7 protein-coding genes and 2 pseudogenes are annotated in these 14,392 nt (G+C 42.8%); 4 read left to right on the top strand and 5 right to left on the bottom strand.

Going from position 1 to position 14,392, the window contains the following annotated elements:
* Positions 1–231 precede the first annotated feature (231 nt).
* Positions 232–1,386, top strand: a complete 1,155-nt coding sequence (locus tag QF049_RS30930) for a response regulator (RefSeq protein ID WP_307542897.1) — start codon at positions 232–234, stop codon at positions 1,384–1,386.
* An 82-nt stretch (positions 1,387–1,468) separates the two neighbouring features.
* A complete protein-coding gene (locus QF049_RS30925) occupies positions 1,469–4,594 on the top strand; it encodes an ATP-binding protein (protein WP_307542895.1) in 3,126 nt (1,041 codons plus the stop codon).
* 395 nt (positions 4,595–4,989) lie between these two features.
* Here the strand turns inward: QF049_RS30925 and QF049_RS30920 are convergent, their stop codons facing one another.
* Positions 4,990–6,654 (bottom strand): SNF2-related protein, encoded by a 1,665-nt coding sequence (locus tag QF049_RS30920; RefSeq protein ID WP_307542893.1) that lies wholly within the window; start codon positions 6,652–6,654, stop codon positions 4,990–4,992.
* A 32-nt stretch (positions 6,655–6,686) separates the two neighbouring features.
* Positions 6,687–7,175 carry a DUF6022 family protein gene (locus QF049_RS30915; RefSeq protein WP_307542892.1) on the bottom strand — a complete coding sequence of 163 codons (489 nt, stop codon included), beginning with the start codon at positions 7,173–7,175 and terminating at the stop codon, positions 6,687–6,689.
* Positions 7,176–7,295: 120 nt separating this feature from the next.
* On the opposite strand from QF049_RS30915, the gene QF049_RS30910 reads away from it, so the two are divergent.
* Entirely contained in the window at positions 7,296–8,027 is a 732-nt protein-coding gene (locus tag QF049_RS30910; protein WP_307542890.1) for a MerR family transcriptional regulator, read from the top strand.
* 96 nt (positions 8,028–8,123) lie between these two features.
* Here QF049_RS30910 and QF049_RS30905 read toward each other — a convergent pair.
* Positions 8,124–8,353, bottom strand: a pseudogene (locus QF049_RS30905) (alpha/beta hydrolase family protein); the annotation flags it as partial.
* Positions 8,354–8,435: 82 nt separating this feature from the next.
* Here QF049_RS30905 and QF049_RS30900 point away from each other — a divergent pair.
* A pseudogene (locus QF049_RS30900) lies at positions 8,436–8,537 on the top strand (DedA family protein); the annotation flags it as partial.
* Between the two features lie 295 nt (positions 8,538–8,832).
* On the opposite strand, the gene QF049_RS30895 reads toward QF049_RS30900, so the two are convergent.
* Positions 8,833–12,621, bottom strand: a complete 3,789-nt coding sequence (locus tag QF049_RS30895) for a DUF4073 domain-containing protein (protein ID WP_307542888.1) — start codon at positions 12,619–12,621, stop codon at positions 8,833–8,835.
* Positions 12,622–12,932: 311 nt separating this feature from the next.
* Positions 12,933–14,204, bottom strand: a complete 1,272-nt coding sequence (locus QF049_RS30890; protein WP_307542887.1) for an MFS transporter — start codon at positions 14,202–14,204, stop codon at positions 12,933–12,935.
* Positions 14,205–14,392: the final 188 nt, after the last annotated feature.

The raw sequence follows: 14,392 nt of genomic DNA, 5'->3' as shown, positions 1-14,392 counted from the left end.
GATACGTTAAAATGTTGAGTAATCCATTCAGAATCGATTATATTTTTTCACTTTTTCTGGATTTATCGACATTAAGCAAATGAAGAAGGAAGCACTGTTTCTTTAGTTACAGCACCTACTCTGTATGTATAGGTGAATACATATTTCGAGTTTTAATTCCATTTTTCAACATTCGTGATAAAATCAATATAGTTAAAATAAACTCATAAGTTAAATAAGGAGTATTCCAAGATGAAGGCTATTATTATTGACGATGAACTTTTAGCTTTGTCTTATTTAGAGCATCATTTAATGAAGATGGCTAACTTCAGTCTTGAAATTATCGGTAAATTTACAAACCCCTATGACGCCATAGATATAACAAAACATACAAAGGTGGATATTGCTTTTATTGATATTGAATTACCAGAGATGAATGGCATTGAGTTAGCCGAAAGATTGATGGAGCATGAACCTGGTTTGATCGTTGTATTCGTCACGGCCTATCAAGAATACGCTGTAAAAGCCTTCGAAGTGAACGCCGTTGATTATATTTTAAAACCGGTCCGTTTTGATCGATTGTCCAAAACGATGAATCGGATAATCAGTAGCAATACCGTGAGCGTTAATCACGCTGATTCTCTAAAACCACTTAAGATGACGTTGTTCAAACAAGTCATGATTGAAGAGCCGCAGACACCAGGCCACTTTTCATTAATCCAATGGAGAACCACCAGAGCGCAGGAACTTTTTTTGTATCTACTTCAGCACAGAGGGCAGCTAGTTCGCAAATCATTTATCGTGGACTCGCTATGGACTAATGTAGATGTATATAAAGCATATTCACAACTTTACACAACGATTTACCATATTCGCAAAAGCCTCAACCCTTATGGAAAAAGGTTTCAGATCAAGAGTGCGAATGACGGCTACGTATTGGAGCTAGAGAATGTCATCCTGGATGTAGCAGAGTGGGATTCTTCTCCGGTCGTTAAAGATATTTCGGAAAAAAATCTGGAAACCTACCTTAAGAAAATTAACAGCTATACAGGTGATTATCTGCAAGAATACGATTACTGGTGGGCAGAGGGAGAGCGACAAAGACTCAAACAATTATGGCTTAATACAGCTCTATGTGTAGGACAGTGGTATGAAGATCAACAGAAATTTAGCGAAGCTTTGACAACATACTTACAAATCAACCGTCTCAATCCGGCTGAGGAAAAGTCTTCATTTGCTTTGATGAAGCTCTATGACAAGATGGGCGAACCAATAAAGGCTTTAGAGTGTTATCAAAAACTCGTAGCAGTACTAGAAGAGGAGTACGATATGCCCCCGCGAGACGATATTGAACAATGGTTTAGGGGGTTGGAAAAGAAACAGAACCGCTTAAAATCAGCACTTTAAGGCAGTTGTTGTCTTATGCCAATTCCTTAGGAGAGTCTGGTTTTTTTATTAATCCACTATACCGTATGATAAAGGATTGTTAATGTTGCCATCATTCATTCAGATTAAGAAAAACATATTAAAATATAAGCTGACATGGCTTGTCCTAATTTACTTAGCAGCTTTAATCGGAATGAGGCTGTTGTGGTATACGGAGTACTCTCCTCCAAGTCAACCTCACGCAGTACAAGGGGAACTTGATTTATCTAGTTGGCAATTTGATGATAGACAGACGATCACACTAAACGGGCAATGGAACTTTCACCCCGATATCTTTCTTTCTCCCCGTATATCCTTTAGTGACAGGCTTAGTATTGCAAATCCAACAAAGGTTCCCGGCACTTTTAATGATACGAGTCCTGAAGCCAATTTTGGAAGTTATCGACTTCGTGTAACTTTGCCTAAATCTAATACGTCCTATGGCATTCATATTCCTGAAATTAAGACTGCTTATCGCTTATATATTAACGGTAACCTGTTATACGAATCAGGTCACCCTGATGAAACTTCAATTGGAACGATCTCTAAGGTCGTACCGTATACAGGTAACTTTACAGTGGAGCAGTCAAACATTGATATTGTGATTCACGTCAGCAATTTCCACTATCATAACAAAGGCGGAATTATTCAATCCATCAAATTTGGAACTTCCGCTGCAGTCATGAAAGAAAAATATAATAGTGAGAACATGCAGCTGCTAGTCGGCATTATTCTGTTGCTCCACATGTTATATGTCGTTATCCTGCTTTTCGTCGGCCATCGAAAGAAAGAGCTTTTTTATTTTGCCGGAATTATTATATTTGCCTTGATTGTTACGTGGATGGACGATGACAGAATGCTGCTTCAATGGCTTCCTATAAACTTTGAATGGGCAATACGGATGAGAATCATTGGATACTCTGCCCTTTCATACTGTTTAGTATTATGTACAAAGCATCTGCTGTCTGTTAATAGTTTTAAGAAATTGATCATTATCTTCTCTATTTTCTTTTATTCTTATGCAGCTATTAACCTATTCTTCCCTCTTGCCTGGTTAGATTACACATCTAAGATTATTGCCATTTTTATGCTCTCGGCCATATTACTTGTCCCTATTATTTCAAGGCAAGCCGTCAGGACAGGCCAAGAAGCAGCAATTTCAATATTACTTGCCGGAATTGCCGTATCAATCAATATGGTATTCAGTGGATTTTTTAAGTCTAGGTTTGATAATGATCTACCTTTCTACCCCATCGACCTTATTGTGGCTTTTGTTGTTTTTGCCTCTTTCTGGTTTGTACGCTTCACCAAAACGGCAATACGTGCTGAGAAACAAGCCGCAGAGCTCAAAAAGGTGGACAAGCAGAAAGATGAATTTCTTGCCAATACGTCACATGAACTTCGAAATCCGCTACACGCGATCATTAATATAGCTCAATCCATTATCATTCGAAGGAACAGCAGGATGGATACGATGGACCAAGAAGATTTAATGCTGATCACTAAAGTTGGACAACGTATGTCACATCTGCTTGATGACCTGATAGACATCACTCTTCTCAAAGACAGCCGGATCACGCTAAATATAGCGAGTGTTTCTTTATCTGCTGTGTCAAGGGGCATAATCCAGATGCTTAACTATATGACGGTGAATAAAAACGTGCAGCTGGTGAATGAAATTCCCGATTCACTGCCTAACGTGGCAGCAGATGAAAACCGCCTTATTCAAATTATATTTAATTTAGTGCATAATGCTCTGAAATATACTAGTGAAGGCAGTGTTTCCCTTCGTGCAGAAGTCCTGAACAAGACTGTTTATATCCATATTGCGGATACTGGTATCGGTATCAACGAGGAGATGAAGCATAGAATCTTCTCCCCCTATGAACAATCTGATTCGAGTATCACCTCTCAAGGTAGCGGTTTAGGTCTAGGGCTAAGTATATGCAAAAATTTAGTGGAACTTCATGGCGGAACATTGGAGCTGAAATCTGTCCTGGGAAAAGGGTCCATTTTCACTTTTAACCTTCCTCTGGCAGCAACAACAACAACAACAACAACATCTATAGAGGGTTTAAATAAGGGTCACGTCATAGAGGATCATCCCGTTCAGATACAACACACGATGAAAGGAAATAGTGAGGTAGCTGTTTCTTCAGAGAACGGATACAAGATGGAGAGTGTCACTGGGTCTATCCTTATTGTTGATGATGATGCCATCAATTTGAAGGTTATAAAGTCATTGCTGGACCTGAGCAGTTATGACGTTACAACTGTGAACAGTGCTGAGAAGGCACTCAAACAAATTAGCCTTAACCAATGGGATCTGGTTGTTGTGGATGTCATGATGCCCGAGATGTCCGGTTATGAGCTTACCGAGTTGATACGGAAGAAATTCACCATTTTCGAGCTGCCCGTATTGCTGCTTACGGCAAGAATCAGACCTGAGGATATTCATACTGGATTTCTAGCAGGAGCTAATGATTACTTGGCAAAACCGGTTGAAGTGTTAGAGCTACAATCCAGAGTCCGGGCATTAATTCATTTTAAGCAATCTGTTGACGAGCAATTACGCATGGAAGCTGCGTGGCTCCAAGCTCAAATTCAGCCTCACTTTTTATTCAACACGATCAATTCCATCGCTTCACTCAGCCTATTAGATCCGGATCGAATGATTGCCTTGCTTGTAACATTTGGTGATTATCTGAAGGGAAGCTTTAATTCGAGAAATTTGGAGCGTCTGGTTCCCCTTTCCCATGAACTTGATTTGCTACGAGCCTATTTATACATCGAAAAGGAACGGTTTGGAGAGCGTTTGGAAGTCGAATGGAACCTGCCGGATCATCTGGAGGCTAAACTTCCTCCACTCACGATACAGCCTATCGTTGAAAATGCAATTCGTCACGGAATATTGAACCGGGCAAGCGGAGGAAAGCTAACCATAACAGCTAAGAAAGAAGAAAACTGCATCAAATTCATCATACACGACAATGGAGTCGGTATGGATGAGACCAAGCTATCTTCCCTATTAGATGGCAAGAAAAAAGCTGGGACATCCGGGGTGGGAATCATTAATACTGATCGTCGTCTCAAAAAAATATATGGACAAGGCTTAGCGATTCAAAGTACACCTGGTGGGGGAACTACGGTATCCTTCATAGTACCGAACTCAGCACATATGAAAAACTGAAAAGCACTTGTAGATTGGATGATGCTTCCCAACATTTTTGGAAGGCTTATGTTGCTCATACGTCATACTATGCTGATCCCGTTCATTAACGGCTAAACGAAAAATAGAGCAGTTGACAACTTGCAAACTGCTCTATTTGATTTGAATATAATCAAAGAAGATGTTTTTTAACAATCACACCTAAATTATTGTCCTGATCTGCAAACCATAGCTCACGAAATTAAGTCCGTCATCAACTCCTGTAATTTCAAATTCCATTCCATCGACCTGTTCGTATCCACCAGTAGGAAGGCCATTCGAAGAAGAATCGTTATGGTAGGTCGTCTCCGTTAAATTGAAATTTTTTTAAATGCGATGCTATGGAGCGACAAGGGTGTTCGTACAATTCAATTCCTTTATAGGACCTGATTGACAAGCGCTTGGGTCCTGTTTAGCTTCTGAATTGGTTTGGTGTTCGTTAGGTCGTGAGGGTCGATTATTTCTTCCGATTGGGCATGCTTCACGCCTAATACGTCTAGCATGACCCGATCGGAACCTTCCTCTGCATTTAAGTATACTACTGTGATTTTCTCCTCTTGGCCTTCACGGTTTAATCGACCAATGATTTGCTCATGGACCTTAGGCGACCAATCCAACTCTCCGAACAATATAGTCGAGCAGCGATACTGCAAACCGTCCAATCCTGCACCGCTACGTAACGATAATATGAATACATTTGTCTCCCCTTGGACAAACCGCCTAACGGATTCGATCTTCTGCATATCCGACTCACTGCCTGTATACATAGCCGGGCGATAATCTGCTAATTCCTTAAGCCATATCTCATAAACATCGCGATGCCATCCAACAAGAAGCAGGGGGATGCCTGCTTCCAACAACTGTTTCGCATACTGCGCAACACCTGCAGCCTTAGCCACACCCGTTGCCTGTCTCATCAAAAGGTCCAGCTCACGAGCTGCTGGACCACGTTCCAGGTATGTCCCTTGGGAAGCTTTTAAGGCAAGTTGTTTTGCTTGTGCTTTCACCGATTTTAACTTTGATAAATCGGGCTCGACCACCTCGACGATCTGGTTGACGGGGGGCAACTGTTGGCCAACTTCTCTTTTCGTCCGCCGGAGCATGACATTATGCTCCCGAAGGAAGCTACCTAGTACAACCGGGTCATGAACTTTCCGATCATTGCTGCACCATTCCCGCATAAACTCTGAATAGGTTCCCAATAGGTCGGGGTCGAGGAATTGTAAGACATTCCAAATCTCAGTACCGTAGTTGTAAATCGGTGTTGCCGAAAGACCCAACCGGAATTCTGCTGCATCGGACAAAATTTTCGCGGCCTCTCCTTTATTACTTGTAAGACCGGTTCGAAGTTCTTGGATTTCGTCATAAATGACACATTGGAAGTGGCCGTCTGCAAAGAAGTTCTTCCAACCGGCAAGCTGGCTATACTTGAACAAATAAACATCTGCAACGGGAAGCGAATATGGTCGTGTTCTTTCAATGTTATGAACAATAAGCTCTGTGAAGGATTCAATCTTCTCTTTCCATTGGTCTTGGAGATGAGCCTGAACGACAACGGCAGCGGGATGTGTATCCGGTTCTAACAACATGCCAGCCGCTGTGTACGTCTTTCCGAGGCCGAGATCATCACCGAGGAGCAGAGAACGGCGTTCCAAGCACAGATCGATAGCCTGTAATTGATAGTGGCGAATCTTTTGTCCAGGTTTGAGGCCTGGGCGTAAGATGGGGTCATAATCAGGAGTGAGTATCTGTTCCATGTACGCTTTCTTCTCGAAGAACTTATCGTGGCCACGCAATAGCTTAACCCTGTCTTCAGAAGTTATCTCCATCGGAAAACGCTGAGTAAACCAGACCAGATCCGCGCATATATTCGATCTGTTCGAAAACAAAAATGTGTCCGCTTGTTTCATTGCAACGCGTGGAAACAGCTGCTTCATGCGAATTACAACATGCGGGTGAACTTCGCTTAACTTCCATTTTCCGTTCACTAGCTCCAGTTTTCCATACATCGTTCCATTCACCCCCACCTTCCGATGAATCATTTTATGCTGGCACTGTGTTCGTCAATCTCGATCTATCCCTTAATGCGTCGGATTCCTTGCACGATCTGTTCTCTCTCAATTTCCCTCAACGAATAGAGTACAGGTGCTGTAGGAATCTCAAACTTCAGATGGGAATGAGGGATTTCCGTCAATAAGGTTCCAATAGGTTGTTGGCTTTTTTTATTACGTACAACATTCCAAAATAACCTGGACCTATTTTCCTCTGTTCCCCACTTTTCTAGCGAATTTCGAAATAGTAAACATTTGCCGATAACGAAATCATGATCATCGAGTGATTCCATTGCTTCAAAGCCGGCGTCCTCAAGACGATCAAAAAGTAGAGGCATCAGCTTGTCTAAATACAACCCATAGGCAGCATCCTCTATCTCATGAAAAGCGACCATTAGTTGATCGTGCATAGAATCATACAAGGGCTTCCATGCCGTTTCAATATACCGATTGCCCACCTGGCTAACCTCCTCGATTGTCATCTCGTAATGGAATACTGGATTAAAGGTCATTTTTATTCCTCCTTGATTTGTATTACCTTCATCATACAACATGTAAGCCAATTGGAAGGTTTTTTAGGAAAGTACAAGTAAAATCAACATAAGGATAGAGTAAACGTTATAATAGTTCCAATGTTATTATTATTAGAAAGGCGGAATAACATGGGAATGCGACCAAAAAAACTGGCGAATAAATTTATGATAAGCGCTAGCACGTTGCGAAACTACGAAGCGAAGGGGTTAATCCCTCCTGCTGAGCGTTCTGACAATGGTTATCGCATGTATACGGAAAGGCATGAAGCCTATCTGGCATGTATTCAAGCCATGGCCCCTGCATTCGGGATGGAGGTGACGACCGAGGTACTACATGGTCTCCAAAGAAATGAGTTGGATGACGCATTGTGGGTCGTAAGGGAGAGGGAGGTCAAACTGCATCAGGAAAAAGCAAGTTTGGAACAACTCGTAGAGGAGTTGAATTCGTATGCCGACGGAGGTAAAGTTTTCGACTTGAACCAGCGCTTCCGCATCCACGAGGTCTCTAGACGGACGGGGGTCCCTAAATCAGCGATTCGATACTGGGAGAAAAGTGGCCTGTTCACTACTGAACGTAACTGTGATAACAAATACCGTCTGTATAATGAAGCGCACCTGCTTAAAATTAAGATGATCCAGATATTGCAAAGCTCTGTTTATTCCGAGGAGACTGTACACTTAAAGCAATCAATTGCACTGTTAGAATTCCAAAACATCGAGCAGGTGATCAAGCTTGCAGAACAAATCCGAACTTACCTGAACAAAACGATTAAACTGCAGGTAAGAGGTCTCTACTTCCTACATCGATTGATACGATCATTAGACTTTTAAAATATAACCGAAGCTCATGGTTGTTTGGCCATTCTCTCCGCGGAAATGCCTCCGGAACGCCGACCAATCAACCAACGCATGCAGACGAATCGATCCAATCGGAGAAATGAACTGTACATCGGCAAAATTCAAATGCTCCGTATTTTCGATATAGAGGACTTGTCCCCCTTCGTCGACCGTTTCGCGTATCCGTTCAAGCTCCAACTTTTTATCTCCCGTTACTTGATCCTCCCACTCTCTTGTTGAGCCATACGGGTAAGCTCTGCATCTGTGTAGACCCGGTTATCCATCACTATTCTTAAATCCTCGAAATAACTTTCAGAGTTCGATTGGATGAGCTCGAATTGGTCAAGACCAAACGTTTTCACGCAATTTATACTCTTTTTTAAAGATTTATAGTACGCAGGTCTGGTCATTGCCTTGTCGTTTGAATTTGTACCCGCTGAACTCGTGCTGCCCATGACGGGATATTGGGTGTATCTTGGAGATATGAAGCTTTGGCTCTCAATGGGAGCATGTGGACGAGATTGTTAAGCCTTATATCGTTCCGGCAGCGGTGATTTTCTTAGGCGCTTTTGGATTGTATCTGTTTTTGGAACGTTGGAAAAGAAGAACGGCTTTAAACAAGTCATAGGAGCGAGTTGAAGTACGGATATAAAAAAAGATGGATAGTTTGAGACTACGTTTGTTGGTCATATACTTGTGAGAATAGATATAAAGCCCCGCCGATCTTAAGGATCAGCGGGGCTTTATGGATTGTTGAATATCGAATCGTAGAGATTCTTCCCTTTTTTGAGACTTTTACTTATTCAATAATATATGTCGTTGCTGCGCCAGCCGGAAAAGGATCTTGTGCTGCTTCCCGGACTCGGACCGAATCTCCTGTTTGGAAAGGAACCGCTTTTTCGCTGATTAATGGAATCCATTCTCCATCATTCTTGGAGTATTCAAGTATGGATGAAGATGCCATAATTGATTTATTTGCATTCCAAACCTGAACTTTCGATGTAAATGTGAAGCTTTTGGGTGGTGCAGCCTCCAGATATTGTCCGCCTCTCTCACGAACGAGAACGGTTAGATCTCCAGGAAATTGTTGTGGATTTTCTTCGTTGTACGTTGTCCACGTTACCCCGTCATTCACAGAATACTCCAATGCAGAGGACATAGCGTCTGCATAGAACGTATTGTTGGCATCATCGTGACCAACATACATGTATACATTATCTGAGAAACTGACTGTTACCGATTTTCCAGCGGGAACCTGATTGGCAGGATCTGCTTTAACTCGTACTCGTACGAATACATCACCTGGAAAGACAGGAGGATTCACCTCGTCATATGTTATCCAGGATTGACCTTTATCCAACGAAAACTCCATACTTGCATCCGCATCGATCAAAATATTTCTTTTATCATCAATTTTAACTGCGGGTTGCTCAGGAGCAGTAGGCAACGTATCTTTGATCGCAACATATATGGGCGCTGTTTCAGATCCATCTTGAAGCACAGCCCGAACAAGCAACTGAGTGGCTCCTTCAGGAATAGACGTTCCGTTAGGTAATGTGTAGCTATTCCCATCCTCTTTTTCTATTGTTGCGATGCTTGAAAGGCCTAGCCCTGAATCCCCCCAGAGTAACTCATAAGAAACGACGGAGCTATCATCTGTACCCGGTGTCCAATGAATATCTCCCCCAATAGACCCGGCAGTCGTGTCGGTATCCACAAAAGAAATAGAAGTTGGTAAAGACGAAGCCTTGGCGTATGCAACTTCATAAGTAGTACGAATCTCTTCAAGACTAGTGAATTTGTTATCAGGCAGAAGTCTTCGTTCATCAATAATCGTTTGGGCAACTTCTGATCGTCCAACCTGATTCATGTTGCTGTATGCCGTGGCATCAATATTTAATGTGGCAGCAGATTTCTTCAGGTAAGATTCCATAAGAGAAATTGTTGTCGCACTATTGATGTTTCGAATTACACTGGCTTCCGCGCTGGATGGTGCAGGATATTGCTGGTTGACCGTCTGAATAATCTGTTTGACATCACTGAATGTGGTATACTGGCCAGCTTTTTCAGCTAGGGCCTTCTGATAATGTTGTCCATTAAATTCGATCAATCCCAGCTCTTGTTTTAATGGAGATGGATACACTCCAAGAATACGCATAACCGCTTCTGATTTAGTAAGATCGATTGTAGTACCTGTTTCTATGGATAACTGCTTGGTGATCAATGAGACCACTTCGGGACCTGAGTAACTTCCATGTCCGCCAAATGAACGGGAACCACTTCCATCTGTGTTTTTAATCGTTAAAGCATCTTTTACATACGTCCAATCCAACCGATAGGACGTTCCATCTCCCAATGTTACCGGGTCAAAATTCAGATTCATAATAGGCATATCGGGAATGGTTAGATCCCAGTTAATTGAATTAATCTCAATAAATCCATAGCCATAGTTTCGAAGATGCCCATCCTTAATGATAGCAGACGGATTGGTTGTACTTGTCGCCGGAGGAGACAGTACACCAGTGAACTGGATTCTAATCTGACTTAAGTTTGAATTATCATAAGGAAGAACACTAATGTCATTCGCAATATAATTCATAACGGAATGGATAAGCATCGGCTGTGTTTCCTGACCCGTTTCTCCATTTTTGAAAATGGCATACATGCTGTATGCTTTGGTCGGTTCCAGGCCTTCTATTTTATAGGTTACAGGTTGGTTAGCGGTTATAGAAAACACACCATGTGTTGAAGGCAGGTTATCAGGAAGTATTCCACTCTTCACTTGTTCAGCTGTAGGACGTACATTATCACCTGAACGAACAGCCATGTAATAGACCGTACCCGTTTTGTTCGTGGTCATCAAACCATCAGCCGAAGTTTCTGTGCGGTTTTGATAACTCTTGTAAGTGTACGGATACCATGCTATTGGGTTCGGATTCGTTGGTGTTGGTGTTGGTGTTGTACCCGGATTGGAAGGTGTTCCTCCTCCAGAGTTCCCCGCATTACCACCGCTATTGGGAGAATTGCTGCCTCCTGTACTCGGAAGTACGTAAGCCGGATTGGTTACGCCGTTGATTGAAGCGATTTGTGTTTTAACTCTATCATAGTTCGCAATGACGCTCTCGGGTGCAACCCCTTCTGGCAGCACTAAGCGTTGAACGGAAGCGTTAGCTGGAAGTGACACTTGGCTGGCCATGTTCGTGATCGTTACGGAACCTATTACCCCGGTACCTTGTAGCGCAATTGTACCCGTTCCTTTAATGGTCAACGATTCGATATGACCCGTTCCAGAGATGCTTGTTTCTTCACTGCTTGCATTAACTTCCAAGTTACGGATATGGGCATACAATGAAGCGTTCTGAACACCTTCTCCTATAATTACAGTTTCGTATGTGACAGATTCATCTCCCCATAGTCCAGAGAGTTTGGAATCAATATGGACTTCTTTAACAACCGTTTTGTTAACGGCTTCAACACGAACATCTTCCTTGCTAATATTCATTCCCTGGAGTGACGACTGGTCAAATACAACCGTGTTATCATCCCCACCCTTAACATGAGTTGTACCTTTTACACTAATCTGCTCCGCGTAAAAATCATTTTCGAGTTCCTTCGTAATCTCCAAATCACCGCTAATCTTGATGTTCTTGATCGTTATGTAATCAGCTGCAACTTTTAAATTCCCTTCAATAACTGCTTGTCCACCATCTAATATTGCATTCCCTGAGAACTCTTCTTTACCAGATTGCGCTGCCTGACCTGGCGTAACCAATTTAAGTTCCAACACCTTGGTAATTTGACCATCTGCCGTTTCAACGCGAACTTCTGCACTAGCAAGTACGGCTGCATTATTTTCCGAGAAGAGCGGCTTTAATGCGTCAACGACACTATACTGAGTAGCTCCAATCGTCACTGTGCCATTTTTGATTTGTGTAATCGTTTGAAGTTTATTGCTTGCAACCGTAGAGTCCATTCTTACTAAAATAGCTGCCAGTTCCTGCCGAAGCACCGATTTCTGTGGATGGAAGCTACCATTACTTCCTGTCATCAAACCTGATGACACAACATATGAGACGGAATTTTTAGCCCAAGCGGAGATCTTTTGATTATCTTTAAATAATGAAAGCTCTTCTTCTTCTGCAGCAGTATCTGCTTCTGTGGCTCTTGCCACAATAGAGGCTAATTCTTCTCGTGTAATTACAGCTTTAGGACGGAAGGTTCCATTATGATCACCATTCATCCATCCGGCTTTTTGTACCGCATCAATCGCACTTGCACTCCATGAACCAGGAGCTACATCTGAAAAGGTAGACCTTGCATTGTCACTCAGTTGAAGGCCCATGAGTTTGGCAAGCGCAACTGCAGCTTCTTGACGAGTGACCTCCTGTACAGGGTGGAAATAACCATCCCGATCGCCATTCATGAACATCTTCTCTTGAGCTTCGAGAATAAGTGCCTTCGCCCAGGGTGATGCTTCTTCAACATCTTTGAAAGGAAGAACGGATGCTGCCGATACGTTAGACTGCATTGCTGTGCTTAGCGTCAGGGCTATTGTTGCTAAAGCCGCTACGCCCATTTTTTTTGACATATCTATATTGCCTCCTAAACAATTAAGTCTTTTCTCCTGATTTTGTATAATAATGAACCAAAAGACCTATACATCATAATATGTAATTGGGTTTATAACAATAATGAATTGCCAAAATATTCAGATTTATAAGGAAAATAGTGCTATTTTGTAACATTTTGACGAATAGTTGAGCCTATATCGTACCAATTACTCCGTTGTTCCCTTTCTACACATAACCAATCTGTTGTGAAGCATAAAAAAAACTCCTTCCCATGCCATAATTGGATGAGAAAGAGTAATCAATGGAACAACTTCATTTATCCTAAATTCTAAATCAATTCCTGCCTTCTTTTCAAATACACATACAACACTACGCCAGATGCCGCACAGATCACCGCACATAATCCAATGAAGCCATACCCCGCCTGAAGCCCGCGCAGCAGTCCCAACTGAGTCGTTGAACCGTACATATTCTTCACGCCTTCAATAACCCAGCCAATCACATAGTTACCGATGACACTGCCAACCCCCATCAAGGTAACCGTGAACGTAATCGCCGTGTCACTGCCGTTCGGATATCTGCGTGCGATAAACGCCATAACGGTTGGATAGATCATCGCTATACCTGCACCCGAGATGGCAAAGAAGATGGCGAGACCCTCTCCTCCGGCAAGCGCAATAAACGTACAAACGGCCGAGAACGCAGAGAAGATTATCAGTGACAGTACAAATCCGATCCGGTCCGTTAGAGGACCCAGCAGCAGACGACCTAGCGAGAACGTAAGGAAGAATGCTGACAGTAGCCCCGAAGCTTTCACCGTGTCCCACGTGTAGGCTTTCTCCAGAAAGTTAACGAGCCAACCCCCAACCGCTAGTTCCGATACCACGCCAAAAGAAAGTATGAGCACCATCAGCCAGATGGCTGGATCACGTGTTAACGTCTTAAGCGAGGTCCGATCTTCATGCGGAAGATCATCCCCCGGAAATTTGCTGCGCAGCGCCGCAATGATTGGCAGCAGACAGAGTGACAACATCACGAGATACATGCCGCGCCAGTCCAGTACATGTCCGAACACGCTCAACGACATCACCCCTGTCGCCAGCAAAGGCGCCACTGTTGAACTTAACCCATAGAAGAAATGGGACAGGTTCATCATCGTACCTGTGTTTTTCACAAAGATCCGTGCACCCAGAATCGCCAAAGCAATCTCCAGCATGCCGTTTCCGATGTACATGAAGAAGTATGAAGAAGCAAAGAGCGGATAGTTATGAGACATGTAAATGAACACACCAGATAGGATCATCGATGCAAATGAAATAATGCTGACGGCCTTGATGCCCCATTTGCGTACCAGAATAGCCGTGAACGAGCAGGCGATCAAGTACCCCAGTGCATTCAGGGACAATAACGTCCCGAGCTGTTTCTCATCCAGATTGAAGTCGAATTGAATGCGCGGAATAGCCGGCCCCTTAATATTTTCCGATATGCCAAATACGATAAATCCCAGAAAGATCGTTGCCAGTTGCATGGCGTACAGCTTGTTGGACTTTCGTTTGTTGCCTTGTGTACCTGCTTGCTGATTCAAAATAAGTTCCTCCATTGTGTTCGGAAAAATGGTTACACTTGATAACTACGATTGCAGTACCATCTTCAGACCGCTGTTATTCCTGTATTTTTTTGAAACTTTCCTAGAGGTGAAAATACAGTGATAAAGGCGTTCTTCAGATTGGTTCTGCCCTCTCCGTTATCGTGTCAATGATTTGTACATTTGAAATAGGAAACATGATT

Origin of the sequence: Paenibacillus sp. W4I10, assembly GCF_030816325.1 — a bacterium.
Taxonomy (GTDB): Bacteria; Bacillota; Bacilli; order Paenibacillales; family Paenibacillaceae; genus Paenibacillus; species Paenibacillus amylolyticus_B.
Note: the sequence above shows the minus strand (reverse complement) of the source record. Positions and strands in the feature narration are given on the sequence as shown.

Excerpts from the sequence above, each read along its gene's own strand:
- QF049_RS30915 (WP_307542892.1), bottom strand. The coding sequence starts at position 7,175 with ATGACCTTTAATCCAGTATTCCATTACGAGATGACAATCGAGGAGGTT.
- QF049_RS30910 (WP_307542890.1), top strand. The coding sequence starts at position 7,296 with ATGTTATTATTATTAGAAAGGCGGAATAACATGGGAATGCGACCAAAA.
- QF049_RS30925 (WP_307542895.1), top strand. The coding sequence starts at position 1,469 with ATGTTGCCATCATTCATTCAGATTAAGAAAAACATATTAAAATATAAG.
- QF049_RS30930 (WP_307542897.1), top strand. The coding sequence starts at position 232 with ATGAAGGCTATTATTATTGACGATGAACTTTTAGCTTTGTCTTATTTA.
- QF049_RS30920 (WP_307542893.1), bottom strand. The coding sequence starts at position 6,654 with ATGATTCATCGGAAGGTGGGGGTGAATGGAACGATGTATGGAAAACTG.
- QF049_RS30895 (WP_307542888.1), bottom strand. The coding sequence starts at position 12,621 with ATGTCAAAAAAAATGGGCGTAGCGGCTTTAGCAACAATAGCCCTGACG.
- QF049_RS30890 (WP_307542887.1), bottom strand. The coding sequence starts at position 14,204 with ATGGAGGAACTTATTTTGAATCAGCAAGCAGGTACACAAGGCAACAAA.